20 protein-coding genes and 1 riboswitch are annotated in these 18250 nt (G+C 38.7%); of the genes, 6 read left to right on the top strand and 14 right to left on the bottom strand.

Going from position 1 to position 18250, the window contains the following annotated elements; translation table 11 throughout:
• Window positions 1-188 precede the first annotated feature (188 nt).
• The 11 genes from AOB46_RS04415 to AOB46_RS04365 all read right to left on the bottom strand — a co-directional run bounded on the left by AOB46_RS04415 (window position 189) and on the right by AOB46_RS04365 (window position 10393).
• Entirely contained in the window at window positions 189-1247 is a 1059-nt protein-coding gene (locus tag AOB46_RS04415; RefSeq protein ID WP_062696866.1) for a diphosphomevalonate/mevalonate 3,5-bisphosphate decarboxylase family protein, read from the bottom strand.
• A gap of 110 nt (window positions 1248-1357) precedes the next feature.
• Complete coding sequence (locus tag AOB46_RS04410) at window positions 1358-3124, bottom strand: AMP-dependent synthetase/ligase (RefSeq protein ID WP_062696865.1); 1767 nt, start codon at window positions 3122-3124, stop codon at window positions 1358-1360.
• Complete coding sequence (locus AOB46_RS04405; RefSeq protein ID WP_062696864.1) at window positions 3121-4134, bottom strand: NAD-dependent epimerase/dehydratase family protein; 1014 nt, start codon at window positions 4132-4134, stop codon at window positions 3121-3123. Before AOB46_RS04405 ends, AOB46_RS04410 begins: the two co-directional genes overlap by 4 nt.
• A 334-nt stretch (window positions 4135-4468) precedes the next feature.
• Window positions 4469-5473, bottom strand: coding sequence for an MvdD family ATP-grasp ribosomal peptide maturase (locus tag AOB46_RS04400; RefSeq protein ID WP_062696863.1), 1005 nt, complete (start codon window positions 5471-5473; stop codon window positions 4469-4471).
• Window positions 5466-6422, bottom strand: coding sequence for an MvdC/MvdD family ATP grasp protein (locus AOB46_RS04395; protein ID WP_062696862.1), 957 nt, complete (start codon window positions 6420-6422; stop codon window positions 5466-5468). Before AOB46_RS04395 ends, AOB46_RS04400 begins: the two co-directional genes overlap by 8 nt.
• Before the next feature lie 77 nt (window positions 6423-6499).
• Window positions 6500-6730 carry a microviridin/marinostatin family tricyclic proteinase inhibitor gene (locus tag AOB46_RS04390; RefSeq protein ID WP_062696861.1) on the bottom strand — a complete coding sequence of 77 codons (231 nt, stop codon included), beginning with the start codon at window positions 6728-6730 and terminating at the stop codon, window positions 6500-6502.
• A gap of 18 nt (window positions 6731-6748) precedes the next feature.
• Window positions 6749-6979, bottom strand: a complete 231-nt coding sequence (locus tag AOB46_RS04385; protein WP_062696860.1) for a microviridin/marinostatin family tricyclic proteinase inhibitor — start codon at window positions 6977-6979, stop codon at window positions 6749-6751.
• A gap of 43 nt (window positions 6980-7022) precedes the next feature.
• Entirely contained in the window at window positions 7023-7265 is a 243-nt protein-coding gene (locus tag AOB46_RS04380) for a microviridin/marinostatin family tricyclic proteinase inhibitor (RefSeq protein WP_062696859.1), read from the bottom strand.
• A gap of 115 nt (window positions 7266-7380) precedes the next feature.
• Complete coding sequence (locus AOB46_RS04375; protein WP_062696858.1) at window positions 7381-8160, bottom strand: alpha/beta fold hydrolase; 780 nt, start codon at window positions 8158-8160, stop codon at window positions 7381-7383.
• 142 nt (window positions 8161-8302) lie between these two features.
• The gene (locus tag AOB46_RS04370) at window positions 8303-9022 is read right to left on the bottom strand and encodes a pyridoxine 5'-phosphate synthase (protein ID WP_062696857.1); all 720 of its coding nucleotides are present in this window, start codon (window positions 9020-9022) and stop codon (window positions 8303-8305) included.
• 102 nt (window positions 9023-9124) lie between these two features.
• The gene (locus tag AOB46_RS04365; protein ID WP_062696856.1) at window positions 9125-10393 is read right to left on the bottom strand and encodes a mechanosensitive ion channel family protein; all 1269 of its coding nucleotides are present in this window, start codon (window positions 10391-10393) and stop codon (window positions 9125-9127) included.
• 122 nt (window positions 10394-10515) lie between these two features.
• Between AOB46_RS04365 and AOB46_RS04360 the strand changes: the two genes are divergently transcribed.
• The gene (locus AOB46_RS04360) at window positions 10516-11007 is read left to right on the top strand and encodes a DUF456 domain-containing protein (RefSeq protein ID WP_062696855.1); all 492 of its coding nucleotides are present in this window, start codon (window positions 10516-10518) and stop codon (window positions 11005-11007) included.
• A gap of 16 nt (window positions 11008-11023) precedes the next feature.
• Complete coding sequence (locus tag AOB46_RS04355) at window positions 11024-11533, top strand: hypothetical protein (RefSeq protein ID WP_062696854.1); 510 nt, start codon at window positions 11024-11026, stop codon at window positions 11531-11533.
• On the opposite strand, the gene AOB46_RS04350 is transcribed toward AOB46_RS04355, so the two are convergent.
• From AOB46_RS04350 to AOB46_RS04340, 3 genes are all read right to left on the bottom strand, one after another.
• The gene (locus tag AOB46_RS04350; protein ID WP_062696853.1) at window positions 11520-12161 is read right to left on the bottom strand and encodes a uracil-DNA glycosylase; all 642 of its coding nucleotides are present in this window, start codon (window positions 12159-12161) and stop codon (window positions 11520-11522) included. The genes AOB46_RS04355 and AOB46_RS04350 overlap by 14 nt on opposite strands.
• A 75-nt stretch (window positions 12162-12236) precedes the next feature.
• Window positions 12237-12755, bottom strand: a complete 519-nt coding sequence (locus AOB46_RS04345; RefSeq protein WP_062696852.1) for a hypothetical protein — start codon at window positions 12753-12755, stop codon at window positions 12237-12239.
• Window positions 12756-12838: 83 nt separating this feature from the next.
• Window positions 12839-13342: a GNAT family N-acetyltransferase gene (locus tag AOB46_RS04340; RefSeq protein ID WP_062696851.1), complete on the bottom strand. Its 504-nt coding sequence runs from the start codon at window positions 13340-13342 to the stop codon at window positions 12839-12841.
• Between the two features lie 86 nt (window positions 13343-13428).
• Between AOB46_RS04340 and AOB46_RS04335 the strand changes: the two genes are divergently transcribed.
• The 4 genes from AOB46_RS04335 to AOB46_RS04315 all read left to right on the top strand — a co-directional run bounded on the left by AOB46_RS04335 (window position 13429) and on the right by AOB46_RS04315 (window position 18249).
• Window positions 13429-15576 (top strand): endonuclease MutS2, encoded by a 2148-nt coding sequence (locus tag AOB46_RS04335; RefSeq protein WP_062696850.1) that lies wholly within the window; start codon window positions 13429-13431, stop codon window positions 15574-15576.
• 445 nt (window positions 15577-16021) lie between these two features.
• Window positions 16022-16687 (top strand): ATP-binding cassette domain-containing protein, encoded by a 666-nt coding sequence (locus tag AOB46_RS04325; protein ID WP_062696848.1) that lies wholly within the window; start codon window positions 16022-16024, stop codon window positions 16685-16687.
• 31 nt (window positions 16688-16718) lie between these two features.
• Window positions 16719-17519 (top strand): hypothetical protein, encoded by an 801-nt coding sequence (locus AOB46_RS04320; RefSeq protein ID WP_241489161.1) that lies wholly within the window; start codon window positions 16719-16721, stop codon window positions 17517-17519.
• Window positions 17520-17572: 53 nt separating this feature from the next.
• Window positions 17573-17753, top strand: a riboswitch (cobalamin riboswitch).
• 112 nt (window positions 17754-17865) lie between these two features.
• Window positions 17866-18249, top strand: a complete 384-nt coding sequence (locus tag AOB46_RS04315; RefSeq protein WP_062696846.1) for an acyl-CoA thioesterase — start codon at window positions 17866-17868, stop codon at window positions 18247-18249.
• The last annotated feature ends 1 nt before the right edge of the window (window position 18250 follow it).

Raw genomic sequence — 18250 nt, 5'->3', positions numbered from 1 at the left:
GGGGTCCGGCTAAAACAGCTTGAAAAATGCCAAGGCGCAGGGGCTTTGGCCCGTTATACTCTTTTAAGGGTCTAGAAAACCAAAGATGTCCAGCAATCAAAAAACATGTTTTAAATACATTTATTCAAAAAAATCAGCAGAAAAGTAGCTTTCTGCTGATTCTGATTATTGGGTGTATGATTCTTCCTTTAAAATTTCATGATGTCCTTCACTACTCCATTCTTCTGGGTATGCTGTAACAGTTCTTCTTCTATAAATATTTTGATTTTTTCTTCTGAACCGTCATTCGGGAATAACAAATGTACATTGGCTCCGGCATCCAGTGTAAAGAACAAAGATAATCCCGTTTCTCTCCTGAAATCCCAGATCTTATTGATCACCTCAAGCGTACCTGTTTTCATAAGGATAAAGGCAGGATCACTCATCATCATCATAGCATGTAATGTAAGGGCTTCATGTTCTACCAGCCTGATAAACTGCTCCATATCTCCGTTTTTCAGGATTTCCTTCATGGGAACGAAGTTTTCTCTGGCTTCCTGAAATCTTCTTTCAGCATAAGGATTGGTTTTCATCAGCCCATGCCCAACAGTTGAAGAAACACTCTTCTGTCCTTCATGAATCAGCAGAACCCAGTCGTTGAAATTTTTAAATATATCATGAATGTCACTGTCCGGATATTGCACGGCAAACAAGTCCGAACTTCCTTTTACCTCATCGGAAGTTCCCCATACAACAAGTCCGTTATATAAGCTCCGACAGGCACTTCCACTTCCCAAACGGGCAAGAAAGGAAGCTTTTCTTAAAGATTCTTCTTCAGAAACTGCTTCGGAAAACGTCTCATCCAGCTTCATAAGGCATTTTGCAATCGCTCCAAATCCTGAAGCAGAGCTGGCAATTCCTGAGCTGTGCGGGAATGTATTTTCTGTCCTGATGATGTATTTCCCTTTCAGAATCCAGGGAAGATACGATTCAATATTTCTGAAATATTTTTCTATTTTTTCTGCAAATTTCACTTCCTCATTTCCTGCCAGGAAAGTCTGTACAGAGAAAGACTCGTCTGCCTGAAACTCCATCGAAGTATTGGTTTTGCAATGGTTCAGTGTATAGCTTATACTTGGATTGGCAGGGATCTGATCCTTGTATTTTCCCCAGTATTTGATAAGCGCAATATTGGAAGGGCAGCTCTCTGAAACGGTTTGTGTATGTACGGTAAAATCCTGTTTTCCCAGAAATTCTTGTGTTGTCATAAATCTGATTTGAATGATAAAACATTATTCTCTTAAAAAGCTTTTTAAACACTTAAGCTATAATTTTTTTTGCCCTTGCATCCGCTCTTTAGGATTCCCGATGTTTTATTTTAATACATTTTTTCTATAATATCTGCGTATTTTTTCAGTACTACATTTCTTTTAACTTTCAGCGTTGGAGTAATTTCTCCGGTGTTGATGTCAAATTCTGCCGGCATTAAAGTGAATTTTTTCACCTTTTCAAAATCCGCCAGATGACTTTGCAGTTCTTTAAGCTTTTCTTTATAAAAGCTGATTACTTTATCGTTGCTCACTGCCTGCTCCCAGCCGCTGAACGGAATATTATTTTTCTTGATATAATCCTGAAGGAATTCAAAGTTCGGAACAATCAGGGCTGAAACAAACTGTCTTCCTTCTGCAACCAGCATGATCTGCTGGATAAAATTATTGTTGGTCAGGAGGTTTTCAATCTGCTGCGGAGCAATGTATTTACCGTTTGATGTTTTCATCAGGTCTTTAATCCTGTCTGTAATGATCAGGTTTCCTTTCTCATCAAATTTTCCGGCATCTCCGGTTTTAAACCATCCATCCTCTGTAAATACTTTCTGTGTTTCTTCCGGCTTATTGTAATAGCCTTTCATGATTCCGTTTCCTTTTGCCTGGATTTCATCACTTTCCCCGATACGGATTTCCACTCCGGGAAGCGGCTTCCCGCTGGTGGCGTGTTCAAAATGAGTTAAAGGGAAAAGTGTAAGGGTTGCCGTGGTTTCGGTCAGTCCGTATCCTACTGTCACGTGAATGCCTACAGATTCAAAGAATTTTGTGACTTCCGGAGAAAGAGAAGCCCCTCCGCATGGCAGGAACCAAAGTCTCCCTCCCATTCTTTCTTTTATTTTACTGAAAACTAAAGCATCTGCAACTGCTTCTTTCAGTTTTAATCCGAAAGGAACCGATTTTTCATTTCTTCTCAGTTCGGCAGTCTGCCATCCTGTTTTCAGGGCCCAGTTAAAAATTTTCTTTTTTATTGAAGAACCTTCCTCTGCCTTTTCCAGCACTCCTGCATATACTTTCTGGAAGAACCTCGGTACTGCACACATCATCGTTGGTTTTACTTCTTCCAAAGCTTTTGCTATATTCTTTGGATCTTCAAGAAAATATACTCTTGCTCCTCCATAAAGACACAACAGGCTCCAGCTTCTCTCGAAAACGTGGCTCAGAGGAAGAAATGCCAGTGACAATTCTTCTTCAAAATTTTTAAATTTAAAAAATTCAAAATGGGAATCAAAGGCTTTGATAAAGTTTCCGTGAGTTAGCATAACGCCTTTCGGAGTTCCGGTAGTCCCCGAAGTATAAATCAAAGTAGCGGTATCTTCATATTCTTTCTTACAGATTTCCAGTTTAGGAGATGTTTTAGCAATGAAATCCTCCAGATAAAAACTGTTGAATTCTTTCTTGATCCAGACTGCTTTTTTGGATACAACAATGGTTTCAAGGCTGTTATCTTCTTTCTGAAGCAGTTCCAGACATGCATCGTACTGTGCCTGATTTCCAGTGAGAACAGCCTTAGCTCCGGAATCATTAATGATATATTCTGCCTGTTCAGCGTTATTGGTGGAATAAACAGGAACAGTAACTGCTCCAATTGCCATGGAAGCCAGATCAAAGATCATCCATTCAGAAGAATTATCTGAATAAATCGCCACTTTATCATTCTCCTGAATTCCTGCATTTTTCAGTGCATTGGCTGTTTTAAAAACAATTTCACCGAATTTTTTCCAGCTCAGCTCTTTCCAGGTTTCTTTCTTTTTAAAGCCGATTGCTGATTTTACAGGATGTTTTTCTACATTTTTAAGGATAATTGCCTCTGCAAGATTCATTGAGTCAGCTTTTTGTCGTTAATATAATTTTTAAGATGGAAATCAATGCTTTCTTCTACAGAAATAAACTGATAATCCAGCCTTTCTTTAATTTTTTGATTGGAAATGGTGTTGAGTGATGAGATCGATTCTATGTTTGATTTCGTAATCATTCTCAGTTTGGGAACCAGCCATCCGAAGAGAATATTGGCAGCCCTTCCCAGGTTAAGCTGAGATCTGGTAAGAATTCTGGCTTCTTTAAGGCCAAGCTTCGATCTGATCTGCTTTCCGAGGTCCGCATATCTTCTATTGTCAGAAATAAGGATAAAGCGCTCTCCAAAAACATTTTTATCCATCAGTTCTATAGAAATTTTAGCAGCATCTCTTACGTCTACATAGCTGGTACCGCCGGAAAATGTAAAACTGTTTTTTTCAAAAGTCGGAAAAATATCACCGCTGCTCTGTCCCCAGTTGCCGCTTCCGATGATCATTCCGGGGTTTACAATTACTGTGTTAAGGCCTTCTGCAGATGCTCTCCACACTTCCATTTCAGCAAGATGCTTGGAAATTCCATAGGCAGAATGTTCTTCTTTGGGATTGAAATCTGAACTTTCATCCAGCTCTCCTTTTTCATTGAATGTATCTAAAACAGCAATTGTACTTACATGAAGGAACTTTTTAACCTCTGAACCTTCACACGCATATAAGAGATTTTCTGTACCTTTTACATTGGTATGGTACATTTCTTTATCGTCTTTCGGATCAAATCCTACTTTTGCGGCACAATGATAGACCTCATTTACCCCTTTCAACGCATCCTGCAGGGAGCTCTGATCATCAAAATCTACATCCACCCACTCAATCTTATTGAAAAAGCCATCAGGATCTTCCGTATAAAAACTGTAAGAATGCCTTACATCGTTTAAATTGCTGCCCGGTCTTTTGGAAGCCCGTACTTTTCTGCCTCTTTTAAGAAGCTCCAAAACGATTACCCTTCCCAGGATTCCGGTTGCACCCGTTACAAAAACCATTAATTATTCTACTTGATTGCTGACTAAAATATGACAATATTTTCTATTCAGCAATTCTCCATTATACCATGAAAAACTGCTTCTGCAAATTTGCGATTTTTAAAGCAGAATTCTGCTTAATTTATAAAATATTTGGGATCCTGAACGGAAAAGCTTTTCACTTAAAAACGTTATAGGCTTTGGAAACCTATAACGTTTAGTAAATATTAAATATAAAGCAGCCTCTGCTGATTGAGATTTTTTTGCTCACAGATCGGGCGGATCACGCAGACCTCTTCGAATTATATCTTAAAAATCCTGACGACATCACTTCCTGACAAAAACTCTGCTTTTGTTATGCCAGGACCATATTATTTCTTCTAGGCGCTTTATCACAAAGCACATCGGCAATACTTTTTGAGATAAGATGCCCGTCCGTGAGGTTATCCAGCCAGAAAAACTCACCGGCAGCATTAATTTCGATAAAGTAATATTCATCTTCCGGAGAAACAATAATATCAATAGCGCCGTAATCAACATTATAAACATCCAGAAGCTCCAGAATTTTCTGTTCTATATCTGCAGGAAGTTCTGTTCTTTCCCATTTTTTGATGAGATTCACTCCGTCTTTTCGCCAGTCTATTTTAGCTTCTTCAGACTGCTGGGAATCAATTTCAAAAGTATATACATCGCGGCCTACAACGGTTACCCTAAGCTCTTTTTTCTTTTCAATTTTCTTCTGGAACTGCATCGGGCAGTAAAGAAGAGAATCCAGTTCTTCAAGTTTATCTTCACTTACGACATTGGTAAATACCACACATTCTACTCCATCTTCATAAATGGCAAATCCTGTCTGCATTTTAGCAACTACATTCTGGTGTTTCAGAATGAATTTTCTGGCTTCTTCAGGGTTATTGGTGATGCATGATTCAGGAATTTTAAGTCCTATCTTATCAGCAATTTTAAGCTGTTCCTCTTTACTGTCCAGCCTTCGGTACACACTTGGTTTTCCAAGAGAATAAGCATCTATAGATTCCAAGAATCCGAAAAGTGTGTTACGGATCTCTCCCATCGCTGCTCCAAAAAATTTAGGATCCATTTCTTCTCTAAGGCCATGGCCCATATTGTATGCTCTTCTGTACCAGACGGCGGCAATATCATCCAGCCGGTGTTTAGCATGCGGTGTTTCAAGAATACTTACCCACTTACCATCCTGAAAAGAAGTGGTGAGTTTGTTTTGAAGCGGATAAAGGTCAACATCGAAACGGATGACCTCACAACCGTTCTTTTCTACGTATTCTGTTACTTTTTCAATGGAGAAATTATCTGCGGTATGGGTAATGATTAAAATTTTATTCATGGGTATGGATTCTTTTTATAAGGTTGTCGGCAATTCTTTCTGCTATGGGAAAGTTCAGCTCTTTCTGCAGCATTCCCCATTCTCCCTGCGGATTTACTTCGAGAAAATAATATTCCCCGTCTTTTCCTCTGATCATATCGATTGCACCGATATAAAGCCCCATTTCTTCCATCATGGAAGTTAATCCTGCTTTGATGTGCACCGGCAATTCATAAGCTGACCAGAACTGGCCTTCATGTGCAATTCTCCAGTCAGCATGCTCGCTGTTATTGATCTTTCCGGTAAAAAACTCACCGGCGATATATACGATGCGAAGTTCATATTCTTTGTCGATATAAGGCTGAAAAATCATGGGACAATAGGCAATATCTGAGATATGATCAAGCGTTGTCCCGTCAATGATCATTGTTGAAATCAGGCTCTCTCCACTCATGGATTTTGTGGTCAGACTATGGAGTTTGGCTACAGCTTTTCCTTCACAGTATGCATTAAAAAAAAAGAGTATCTTCTCTTCATCATTGGAAAAAATAGTTTTTGGAATAGTTAAACCATTTTTATCTGCAAGTTTCAGCTGGAGCATTTTGTTTCCATCTATTTTTCTTTCATTTTCGTAAGGATTGATCCATGGTACATCTTCAAGAACAGTGATAAGGTTGTAACGGATATTTTCATATCCTTTAAGGAATATTTTCTCATAATCTTTATCCAGTTCTTCAGGAGCTTTTATCCCCCAGGCTTTTCTATGCCATACTGCTTTTATCTCAGCGGAATGAATGGTATTTCCATTTTCATCAGTCAGCTCAAATGAATCTTCGCTTACATTTATTTTCTGAAGATGGTTCATCCTGTCTGAATTCAGCCTGAAATAGGGAATATTCCTGGAAGCAAGATATTCAAAAAAGATATCAATATTATAAAAATCCTGTGAATGGGTGATGCAGAGAATCATGTGCCGGTTTTATTAAAAAAGGAAACTTAGTGGTAAGTTTCCTTTGATATGATTGTATTAACGTTGTTATTTCATTATTAAAGCGGAAGCGTAGGCACGTCATCATCTCCGTCGGAAGGATATTTCAGCGTGTGGGCCATGTCGTCTTTCGGAGAGGTGGCTGTATCTACTGACGGTTTTGTTATTACATCTTTTTCAGGGATGGTAATAATTTCTGTTCCGCCTCCTTTTACAGTTTCAGGGTCTCTAATCTGCTTTTCCAGAAAGGATGCAAAAAACGGCTTCTTTTTTGAATTTTTGTTTTTCATAATAATTGAATTTGGGGGTTAAAAGTTTCCGGCTTCATCACTGTCGGATGGATACTTCTTGGTCTCGATATAGTCCTGTCTCGGGGTTGTCATATTATCAAGAACGGGTGATGTACTTCCGTCTGTAGCAGGGTGAGTGATCACATCGGTATCAGGAGTTGTTCCTCCTCCCTGTACTTTTTCCGGATCATGAATCTGCTTTTCTAAAAATGAAGCAAAAAACGGTTTCTTAGAGTTGTTCTTTTTCATAGTATTTTAGTTTGGTTAGTAATAAAGATCTCTGTTTTTGTGGTTACAGGTAATCCAGTTCTCCGGCTTCATCACTGTCAGAAGGATGTTTCATGGTAACAACGTTGTCCTTAACGGGAAGAGTTACAGTGTCAAAGTTAACTGATGTAATCTGATCTTGTGCCGGTAAGGTTACAATATCCATTGAAGGATCAGTAATACCACCTCCCTGAATTTTTTCAGGATCCTGAATTTGTTTCTCTAAAAACGAAGCAAAGAACGGTTTTTTTGAGTTTTTCTTTTCCATAAGTTAATATTTTTAGTTTTTCTCTAAAACTAAAGTACAAAAATTTCATTACCTGGGGAAATATTATCTTATTTTAAGAAAATTTTAACTAAAATCTAAGAAACAGAGAATCAATTCAATCCAAACCTAAAAACCGCTTAACAACTACGGCGAAATCAACAGGATTTTCTGCCTGTACCCAATGTCCCGCATTTTTCACCGTGACCAGTTGAGCTTTTGGAAACTGCTGTTTAATGCCATACTCATCCTGTGGCAGGATATAATTTGATTTTTCCCCTGCAATAAATAAGGTATCTCCTTCAAATACGCCAAATTTTACAGCATTCGAAACAAATTCGTTATATTTTTCAGAAAGTGTTTTAAGATTGAATCTCCAGTTCAGCTGTTTGTTGTCATCCCAGTACAGGTTTTTTGCAAGGAACTGAATGGTTGATTTCTCAGGAATATACCGGGCAAGAATGGCTTCCACATCGCTTCTTGACCCAACGGTATTAAAATCTACGGTTTCAAGAGCTTTAATAATTCCCTGATGGTGCGGAGGATATGCTTTCGGTGAAATATCAACCACAATCAGCTTTTCTACTCTTTCCGGATATTTTATGGCAAACTGCATTACTGCTTTCCCTCCTAATGAATGCCCTAAAACGTTGGCTTTCTGAATTCCGTAGTGATCCATATATCGGGCAATGTCATCCGCAAGGTCGTCATGGGACATCTGGTCTGAGTGAAAGCTTCTCCCGTGGTTTCTGAGATCAATCAGGTGTAACGGAAGATATTCTCCCAGATCTTTCCCGAAGCTCCCCCAGTTATCAAGCATTCCAAACAACCCGTGGAACACGAGAAGGGGGGGTGCTGTTAAATTTTCACCGAATATTTTTGAGTTTAAGATTTCCATTTTTTAGGAATTAAAATTTTAAAAATTAATAATCAGAAAGTAAACCAATCATACGAAAAAGAGCTTACTAAGTATCTGTTCAGATTGTTTTGAAAAAATTCAGAAAGGAAAAGGCCAGATATTCATCCTGCCTTATTTGTCTTTACCATTTGGCCAGTCTCTTCAGATAAGCCTGAACTGTATTTTCAAGTCCCATATACAAAGCTTCCGAAATGAGTGCGTGGCCAATTGACACTTCAAGCAGATTGGGAACATTGTCTGCAAAATATTTTAAATTCTCAAGACTAAGATCATGCCCGGCATTGATTCCTAATCCGTGATCTGCTGCTACAACAGCCGTATCATAATAGGGCTTTACGGCCTTTTCTTTATTGGAAAGGTAATTTTTAGCATACGCTTCCGTATACAGCTCAATTCTGTCCGCCCCAGTTTTTGCAGCGTATTCTACCAATTCCGGCATTGGATCAAGGAAAATGGAAGTACGGATCCCTGCATTTTTAAATTCTGCAATGATGTCTGTCAGAAAATCCAGATGTTTTTTCGTGTCCCAGCCCGCATTTGAAGTGATGGCATCGTCAGCATCAGGAACCAATGTTACCTGCTCAGGCTTTACATCAAGCACCATATCAATAAAATGACGGTGCGGGTTTCCTTCAATATTGAACTCTGTGGTTACCAAAGGCTTCAGATCGTAGACATCTTTTCTGGTTATATGCCTTTCATCAGGTCTTGGATGGATGGTAATTCCCTGTCCTCCGAATTCCTGGATTTTCACCGCTGCTTCTGTTACACTTGGCGTATCGCCTCCTCTGGCATTTCTTAATGTTGCGATTTTATTGATGTTTACGCTTAGTTTTGTCATATCTTTTTTAGAAGTTGGAGATTAGATTCAGATCCAGACAATTCTGAATTCTGTATTTTACTCTCTTATATTATTATCTGTTTCAGAAGTTAATCCTGTGTTTTACACTTTTACGCTCACCTGCATGACCTGCAGATCAAATTCTTTTGAGGCCACCAGCAGATGATCGAAAATATCAGCCTGGATCTGCTCAAAATGTTCCCATTTGGAATCATTGGCAAAACAATATACCTCCAGAGGCAGGCCTTGCGGTGTAATATCTAGCTGACGGACCATTTTGGCCCCGTTTTTATCAATATCAGGATCGTTCTCAATATATTTCTGGGCATAATATCTGAAAACCCCGATATTGGTAAGCTGTCTGCCATTGATTGTTTTATCATTATGCCTCAGGCTTTCTTTTTCTTTTTTAATTTCCTGGGTTTTCTCTTCAATATAATCCGAAATCAGGTTAATCTCTTTCAAACGTTCAATATCTTCTTCTGTTAAAAATTTAAAAGAATTGATATTAAAGTAAATCGATTTCTTGATTCTCCTGGTATTGGATTCAGACATGATCTGCAGATTTTTGATCTCTGTGGTCAGAAGGTCGTAGGTTGGTATCGTGGAAACGGTCTTATCAAAATTGGTGATCTTTGTAGTCAGAAGGCTTATTTCTGTAATATTTCCTTCGATGTTGTATTTCGGAATGCTTACCCAGTCTCCTACTTTCAGATTTTTAGACGTTGCTACATGTATCCCGGTTACAAACCCCAGGATAGTATCTCTGAAAACCAATACCAGTACGGCGGTAATAGCCCCCAGACTTCCTACAATAGTGGTCCCTTTAATCCCGAAAATTACACAGATCCCGACTACGGAAAAAACAAAAATTCCTAAAATTTTTACGGTCTCCGAAATGGCATTCAGCGCCATGATTTTATAGAAATCCTGCTTGATGGTGAAGTAATTCCTGAAACCGGTAAGTGACCGGTAAAGCATTCCCGCCAGAATAAGCACCAGGCCTAAATTGACAGACCTGTTGATAAACGTTGTCGTCTTAGGCAGAGCGGTAGCCGGAAATATGGAAGGATGTATAGCCCCCACAACAAGAAGAGCAGCAAAATGAGCAACAGAGTTTGTGATCTTCGACTGATAAATGGAACGTATTACCGGATATTTATCATCATTCCGGAAAAATCTGAAAATAAAGTTGATGATGAATTTAAAAATGAAATCCACCACCAGAAAGACAGCACAAAGCAATGCCAGTTTCACAATAATATGAACCACCCAATCCAGACCGGCAGGGGTTACCTGACTGATATAGATGTAAAGCTGGTCACTGATTTCCTGCAAAAAATTTTTGGTATCCTGAATTTCGTCTTTCATTACAGCAAATTTATAAAATTAAGAAGGATGATGTTACAATTCACAATCAATTTTCATCCCAAATTCTTAAAATCCTTCTGTAAATCTTCTTTTTTCCTATCTTGCGTTTATAATTTTAAAGAATGGATACGACCCTGATTAATATTCTATGCCTTATTTTACTGGTTTTGGGCATACTTGGAACTTTTCTTCCGATCCTTCCCGGACTTCTGCTCAGTATTTGCGGACTTCTGATTTATAAATTCGGAACAGATTCTGATCTTCCCATGATTTATGTATGGGCTTTCGGAATTCTTACAGCTGCTTCTGCGGTTCTGAGTTACGTAATTCCGGCCAGGACCAACAGAAAATACGGAGGAACACGCTGGGGAAGCATAGGTTCTGTTGTAGGAACAATTGTCGGGTTATTTATTCCTATTCCTTTAGGCTTCCTGATCGGAATGTTTGCAGGGGTCTTTATAGGGGAGCTGCTGCATGACAGTAAGGATATGAAAAAGGCTTTACAGTCAACCAAAGGAGCTTTTGTAGGTTTTATTTACGGAACCGGTTTTAGTTTTGTAGTAGGTGTGGCAATGTTTTTGGTAGTAGTATTAGATATGCTCGATATTATTTAAAATTAAAAGACAGATTATGTTCCATAAAGCCCTCATATTAACCCTGGGAATGCTTGCCTTAGCCGGATGCAATGCCCAAAAGAATGATAGAACGCCTTCCAAAACTACAGCAACAGCCATGACTGATCCTTCCGGCTCTCAGCCTAAAAACCAGAAAGGAATTGTTTACCTGAATGAAGGAGAAAATAAATTTCTGGACGAGTACCAGATGAATGTTACTTTTAAAGGAATTTCCGAGGACAGCCGCTGTCCTGAGGGCGTAAACTGTATCTGGGCCGGAGCTGCCGTAGCGCAGGTAGAAGCCATGCTGACCACTTCCCGGCCTATGGTCCTGAATCTTGCCACTTTAAATCATCCGGGTAAAAATTACCATCAGTCTGAAGACTTTAACGGATATGTTATTACACTGGAAGAAGTAACCCCTTATCCTAAATCCCAGGAAGGAGCCAGAGCCCTTTCCGGAAAATACAGGATCGGGATCAGCATTAAAAAAGCAGATGAAACTTCAGTGCCTACCAGGAAATAGGTTTCTTACCTTTTGACACAAGATATTCATTGATCTTTGAAAAAGGTTTGCTTCCGAAAAATCCTCTGTGAACAGAAAACGGTGACGGGTGCGCCGATTTTAGGATAAAATGTTTAGCCGGATCAATGAGTTCGGCTTTTTTCTGGGCAAAAGCTCCCCAAAGTACAAAAACCACGTTCTCTTTTTTATCTGAAATCTCTTTGATCACAAAATCGGTGAACTTTTCCCATCCCAGATCTTTATGAGAGTTCGGAGTATGGGCCCGAACTGTTAAGGTAGCATTCAGAAGAAGAACTCCCTGTTTTCCCCAGTCGTCCAGCTCTTTGGATGTTCTCACCACTCCAAGGTCATCCTTTAATTCGATAAAAATATTTTTAAGGGAAGGGGGTGCAGCCACCTGCTCGGAAACGGAGAAGCACAGCCCATTTGCCTGATAGTCATTATGATAAGGATCCTGTCCGATAATCACAACTTCAACATCATCAAAAGGTGTGATTTCCAGTGCTCTGAAGATCTGATCTTTCGGTGGGAATACCTTTGTCGCAGCATACTCCTTCTTTACTTTCTCCCAAAGGGTTTTAAAATATTCTGTATTTTTTATCGGGGCTAAAACTTCTGTCCAGGTCATATGAGGAAATTTGTGAATTTGAAAATGGGCTAATTTGAAAATTGATGGGTGGTTATCAATTTTAACTTCGGTTTATTATTTATTACAATAATCGTATATTTTATCTTTGGCTAAAACAATATGATTGATCATTCCTTTACCATAGTCGAAATATACCTGTCTTTTTGCGACAATGCTTGCTCCGCCTAAGTTTTCATTAACCATCTGAGCAGGAACAGATGAACTATTATCAAGAATTATCAGCGTCATGCTTCCGCCATCGGTAAGCTCAGTCTGATCATATTTATCATGCATCTCCGGATTATATTTTTCATCACAGCTGATTTCGCCAATATTACGGTTAACAATCTGGCTGTGCGGCTTGAAAGCTGCAGCATTTACAGGAAGATCACAGACAATCATATGTTTATCTTTGTTGTAAGTTCCTTTTTCCACTCCGAAATATTCATCCATATCTTCATCTTTTACATCCAGGTAAATTTTGAAAACTGCCTGATTGCTCATGATGTTATTTTTATTATACCACATAAAAACCTGCAGAATAATAAAGAAAATGACTGCTAAAATGGCAATAACGGTTAAAAACTTTTTCATGGTTTGTATGATAAAAGTTCAAATATAAATTAAAAAACAGGCAATATCAAATTTTCCGATAAATCATAGAATGCTTGGAGCATTTAATTTTTCAGACTAAAAACAAGGTTATGAGGAAATCCTTCATCTGTTCTGCCTTCCATTAAAGTAAAACCATGTTTTACAAGAAGGCCTTTTGAGTTTTCATTATGCTTATTGGTCATTGCCAGAATTTCCTGAAAATGCAGTTCACTAAAAGCGGCTTTCAAAACGGCTTTCAAAGCTTCTGACATGATTCCCTGCCTGTGATAATCGGGTAATAATTCGTAACCGACTTCAGCAACGGTTCTGTCTTCAGAAAAGTTCCAGAGACATATTGTTCCTATAAGATTCGGTTGATCTTTTAAAGAAATTCCCCAATAAGCCGTCTGATTGTTCTGAGTTCTTTCTTTAACCGTTAAAATAAACTGCAGGGCATCATAATTATTTTTCGGAGAATTTCTCTGAACAAACTGATTCGTGATTTCGTTGCTTCGAATTTTCAGAATATCGTCAACATGGCTTTCGTTGATCTCCTTTAAATGTAATCTTTCAGTTTCCAGTTTCATTTTTCAAAAATAATAAATCCTGATCATGACAAACATTTTCAAATCATCAAATCTGCTCATTCTCAAATTATCCGTAAATTTGCAGTGTGTATATAGACAAAGAAGATTTAAACGAATTAGAGTTTCCGCAATTGCTCGCGGAAATTTCTCCATTTGCGTATTCTCCTAAAACGAGAGAAAAAATTCTTCAACTTCGTCCGATGGAAATTGACGAGGCGGAACTTTCACTGAAAAAAACGTCGGAATATCTTTCGAGTTTTGAAAGTTCAAATGCAATTCCGTTCGATGAATATGAAGATATTGAAAATGAGCTCAAGCTCATGCTGATCGAGAATTACCGTCTGGAAAACAGTGCTTTCATCAAAATAAAAGCCATCACGGAACAGATCGGGAAACTACAGAAGTTTTTCCCTACCATGCCTGAAACCTTCCCTACTTTAATGGAAGAAGTTTCTGTCCTGGAGTTCAGAAAAGAAATCATTGATAAGGTAGATAAGGTCTTTAACCGTTTTGGGGAAGTTAAAAGTGAGGCCTCTCCTATTTTAAAGGAACTGAGAGCGGAGATCCAGCATGCCAAAAAAGCGATTCAGGAAAATTTTAATCGTGCGCTGTTCAATTACGGGCAGAGTGAGTTTCTGGATGACATCCGCGAAAGTATTATTGAAGACCAAAGGGTACTGGCAGTAAAATCAGGATTCAAGAAAAGAGTTCCGGGAAGGGTTCTCGGTATTTCAAAAACAGGTTCCATTACGTATATCCAGCCTGACAGTGTGGTAAAACATTATTTCAAGCTGCGTGAAAACGAAGAGGAAGAGAAAAAGGAAATTGATAAAATCCTTAGAAAGCTTACTGCAGAACTGGCAGAATTCCAGCCACAACTCTGGAGATATCAGGTGTATATTTTTGATCTTGACCTTACAAGAGCGAAGGCCAAGTTTGGAGAGCTGGTAAACGGAATTCTTCCGAAAATCAACCGCCATAAAACATTAAGGCTGAAAGATGCTTATCATCCTTTATTATGGCTGAGAAATAAGCAGGAAAACAAGACCATTCATCCTCAAACCCTTTCCCTTACGGAACATAACAGGATTATTTGTATTTCAGGACCGAATGCAGGAGGTAAATCCATCACCCTTAAAACGGTAGGACTGCTTCAGCTGATGATCCAGAGTGGCATTTTGGTTCCGGTACATCCGAGATCGGAAATGTTTTTCTTTGATAAGATCATGACGGATATTGGGGATAATCAATCCATTGAAAACCATTTATCTACTTATTCTTCAAGACTGAAGAAGATGTCCGGAATCATCCGTGAGGCGGATGCAGGAACCCTGCTGCTTATTGATGAATTCGGAACCGGTTCTGATCCTGAGCTGGGTGGTGCGCTGGCTGAAAGCTTCATGGAGTATTTCTATGATAAGAAGAGTTTCGCTATTATTACCACACACTATACGAATATCAAGCTGGTGATTGAACAGCTTCCGAATGCCCAGAATGCAGCCATGCTCTTCAATGAGGAAACACTGGAACCTATGTATAAGCTGGAAGTGGGACAGGCAGGAAGCTCCTTTACTTTTGAGGTAGCGGAGAAAAACAGAATTCCAAGGTTTATCATTCATGCTGCCAAGAAAAAAGTAGAACATGATATCGTTAACCTTGATAAAACTATTGTAAAGCTACAACAGGAAAAGTTTGAGGTTGAAAAACTGAAGTCTGACCTTGCTGAAAGAAAAGAATCTGTTGAAGATAAACGAGACAACCTTCAGAAGCTGAACGAACAGCTTCAGCAGAAATTGTTCAGCTTCCAGAAACTGTACGAAGAGGAACACCGCAAGCTTCAGTTCGGAAATAAGATTGAAACTTTTATCGACAGCTATACGAAAGGAAAATCCAGGAAAGATGTGGTGAAAGATTTCGTTAAATTGCTGGAACAGGAGAAATTCAGAAAACTGGGAGCCGACAAGGACGAATCCAAGCGTTTACAGGTTGTGAAGAGGAAGATTACGCAGCAGCTTAAAAAGGAAGAGGTTATCGAAAAGATTGCAGAAACCAATGAAAAGCTGGAAGAAAAACGTAAAAGCGACCGTGCGGTTTGGATGAAGGTAGGGCAGCGTGTACGGATTACCGGAAGTACCAGTGTGGGAACTATTGAAAAAATTTCCAGAAATAAAGTAATCGTGAACTATGGAACGTTTAAAACCACGATTGATGCGGAGGAATTAGAACGGATTTAATATTGTTATGATATTATAAGCATAAAAAACAGCACTGAAAATCAGTGCTGTTTTATTTTTTAACCATTAAGCTCTAAGGTGAATTAAGGAAAAATCAAAGATTTTTACATTTTTCAAGATAACAGATATATTTAATGCTGTCTGCTGATATTTTTTATCCGTATTTTTGAACAATGGGTAAAAATATCAGAGTTCTCCGGATCTTTTATCAGAAACTCCTTATTCCGGCAGTGCTATTTTCTCTGCTTGTTTGTTTTTTAAGTGGATCTAACATAAAAAATTTCGGACTGGGCTTTTCCCTGATCCTCCCTCTACTCCATTTTTTCATTTATGATATAAGGCTTAAAGGTGAATATTTCTTTTATGCCAACTTTGGATTTTCAAGACGGGTTCTCTGGATCCTTACCTTGTCGCTAAGTTTAATGATAAAACTCCTCTCCGGTATATGAAAAAGCTTCATGCAGACAGTATTACAAAATCTTTTGGTACCACGAAAATCCTTCAGGATGTTTTTATAAGCTGTGAAACCGGAAAAATCTCAGGGATTCTGGGCCCTTCAGGCGGCGGAAAATCTACCCTGCTTCAGATCATCTTCGGAACGGTAAAAGGAGATACCCAGTTTATCAGATATGATGACATTGTTCTTAAAAGCCTTTCTGACCGGAAAAACAGGATTGTCTATTTACCTCAGCGCACGTCTTTCCTTCCTAAAAATATTAAAATCAGAAATTTAATTCCCCTGTTCTGTAATAGAGAAAACACGGAAAAACTTAATCAGCTAGATCTGATGAAACCATTTTTAGAGGAAACCACCAGGCATCTGTCCGGAGGAGAAAAAAGAATCGTAGAAACCCTTATTATCCTTTACTCCGATGCGGATTTTATTCTGCTGGATGAGCCGTTCAGCGGGATTTCCCCTAAACTCTGTGATGAAATGGAAAGAATTATCAAAGGGCAGTCTCCCCATAAAGGCATTATTATTTCGGATCATAATTATGAGTCTGTCTTCCGGATGGCAGATGATGTTTACCTTCTTTCGCAGACTTATTTAAGAAAGATTAAAGATTTTGAGGAACTGAGACGATTTAATTATCTTCCGAAAAGTTTTTAATTTATATATTTGAGGGTCAAAAAAATTTATCATGATTTCCGTAAACAAAGCATTGTATCTGTCCGCTTTCAGTATTTTCTCTTTATTAGCATCCGTTAAAGGACAGAGTAAAGTTCCCTTCGGTGTTGTAAAAGCTGAGGACGGTTATGCCAATGTACGTGTACACAAGGAGGATTACAGAAAAATTGTTGATAAGATCCGTATGCGTAAAGGTGATGTTTTTGTTTATGTAAAGCCTGCACCGGGAGAAACGGAATGGATCTGGATTAAATATCCTGAAAAGCAAGAAGATGATAAGCCTTTTGTAAGATATGAAACGCTTGACAAAGAAGGCATGGTAAACAAAGGACGTATTTCTTTCGTAGACCAGCTTCCCGCATTTACCCCTTCCAAATCTAAAAACGGAAAATCCTTAATTTTCACAGATAACAGTAATCCAAAGATTCCCACCTCCCAAAGAACTAAGGTGGTTATTGATGTATATCCGTCCAACGCCAGCTACCGTAAACAGGAAAAAGATGCTGACGGAAAAATTCTTACAATTGACAAGGTAAAACCATGGGGCATCAAAGGGGAGCTTCCTGAGGGTTTAATGGAAATCAAATCAATCAGGGTGCAGCAGCCCGGGAGGGGTTCTGTTTTTGTTCGTGAAGCTATTAAAAATATGTTCCAGCCAACCATGGATTTCAATAATATCGGGGTAACTTCCCTGGATAACGACCACATCTATCTTTATATGATCAACGGATCCGGTGAAAACAGATATACTACCCTCTGGACGATCAAGGAAGGAAGGGTAATGAGCCAGATCATTTATAATAATCCGGAATAATTGCTATTTTTTTCTGCATTATCCTTATTTTTGCCCCTGAAAAAGTTTTGTACTTATTCATCACAGGAACTGGTTCTGCTTAACGCAGATTAAAAGGGAACCGTGTGGAAATCACGGACTGTCGCGCAACTGTAAGTAACTGAAGTCTTTATCAAAGAATCCACTGTGCAGGGTACGGGAAGGAGATAATAGATGTTACAAGTCAGGAGACCTGCCATTTCTTTAAACAAAAAACTTTCGCGATTTGAAGTTTATTGATCCGATGAATTATTTCAGGAATTCCTATGGTTCCTGTTATTGTTCTGTTGTTTTAATTTATTCATCTCGCTTTAATTAATAATGAAATATGACAACAGAAGAAAGAATTGAAGCGTCCGAAACCAGGATTTTTAAAGCGGTTTTCCCCAATACTACGAATCATTATGACACTCTTTTCGGAGGTACAGCCATGCAGCTGATGGATGAAGTAGCTTTTATTACTGCAACCCGCTTTGCCCGTAAAAGGGTGGTAACGGTAAGCAGCGATAAAATTGATTTCAAAAAACCGATTCCTGCGGGTACCATTGTTGAATTGATCGGAAAAGTTTCCTACGTGGGAAAGACCAGCATGAAGGTAAATGTGGAAATTTACACAGAACAGATGTATTCTTATGAAAGGGAAAGAGCTATTGTAGGTGATTTCACTTTTGTAGCCATCGATGAATTCAAAAAGCCTATCCGTATTATGTAGA

This window comes from Chryseobacterium indologenes (assembly GCF_001295265.1).
Classification (GTDB): domain Bacteria; phylum Bacteroidota; class Bacteroidia; order Flavobacteriales; family Weeksellaceae; genus Chryseobacterium; species Chryseobacterium indologenes_A.
This window is presented reverse-complemented; position numbering and strand designations above follow the sequence as displayed.

Bases quoted from the DNA above. Each gene is read 5' to 3' on its own strand.
- AOB46_RS04380 (WP_062696859.1), bottom strand. From the start codon at position 7,265: ATGGAAAAGAAAAACTCAAAAAAACCGTTCTTTGCTTCGTTTTTAGAG.
- AOB46_RS04365 (WP_062696856.1), bottom strand. From the start codon at position 10,393: ATGAAAGACGAAATTCAGGATACCAAAAATTTTTTGCAGGAAATCAGT.
- AOB46_RS04390 (WP_062696861.1), bottom strand. From the start codon at position 6,730: ATGAAAAACAAAAATTCAAAAAAGAAGCCGTTTTTTGCATCCTTTCTG.
- AOB46_RS04400 (WP_062696863.1), bottom strand. From the start codon at position 5,473: ATGAATAAAATTTTAATCATTACCCATACCGCAGATAATTTCTCCATT.
- AOB46_RS04325 (WP_062696848.1), top strand. From the start codon at position 16,022: ATGAAAAAGCTTCATGCAGACAGTATTACAAAATCTTTTGGTACCACG.
- AOB46_RS04360 (WP_062696855.1), top strand. From the start codon at position 10,516: ATGGATACGACCCTGATTAATATTCTATGCCTTATTTTACTGGTTTTG.
- AOB46_RS04320 (WP_241489161.1), top strand. From the start codon at position 16,719: ATGATTTCCGTAAACAAAGCATTGTATCTGTCCGCTTTCAGTATTTTC.
- AOB46_RS04315 (WP_062696846.1), top strand. From the start codon at position 17,866: ATGACAACAGAAGAAAGAATTGAAGCGTCCGAAACCAGGATTTTTAAA.
- AOB46_RS04355 (WP_062696854.1), top strand. From the start codon at position 11,024: ATGTTCCATAAAGCCCTCATATTAACCCTGGGAATGCTTGCCTTAGCC.
- AOB46_RS04375 (WP_062696858.1), bottom strand. From the start codon at position 8,160: ATGGAAATCTTAAACTCAAAAATATTCGGTGAAAATTTAACAGCACCC.
- AOB46_RS04395 (WP_062696862.1), bottom strand. From the start codon at position 6,422: ATGATTCTCTGCATCACCCATTCACAGGATTTTTATAATATTGATATC.
- AOB46_RS04340 (WP_062696851.1), bottom strand. From the start codon at position 13,342: ATGAAACTGGAAACTGAAAGATTACATTTAAAGGAGATCAACGAAAGC.
- AOB46_RS04385 (WP_062696860.1), bottom strand. From the start codon at position 6,979: ATGAAAAAGAACAACTCTAAGAAACCGTTTTTTGCTTCATTTTTAGAA.
- AOB46_RS04410 (WP_062696865.1), bottom strand. From the start codon at position 3,124: ATGAATCTTGCAGAGGCAATTATCCTTAAAAATGTAGAAAAACATCCT.
- AOB46_RS04345 (WP_062696852.1), bottom strand. From the start codon at position 12,755: ATGAAAAAGTTTTTAACCGTTATTGCCATTTTAGCAGTCATTTTCTTT.
- AOB46_RS04415 (WP_062696866.1), bottom strand. From the start codon at position 1,247: ATGACAACACAAGAATTTCTGGGAAAACAGGATTTTACCGTACATACA.
- AOB46_RS04405 (WP_062696864.1), bottom strand. From the start codon at position 4,134: ATGGTTTTTGTAACGGGTGCAACCGGAATCCTGGGAAGGGTAATCGTT.
- AOB46_RS04350 (WP_062696853.1), bottom strand. From the start codon at position 12,161: ATGACCTGGACAGAAGTTTTAGCCCCGATAAAAAATACAGAATATTTT.
- AOB46_RS04370 (WP_062696857.1), bottom strand. From the start codon at position 9,022: ATGACAAAACTAAGCGTAAACATCAATAAAATCGCAACATTAAGAAAT.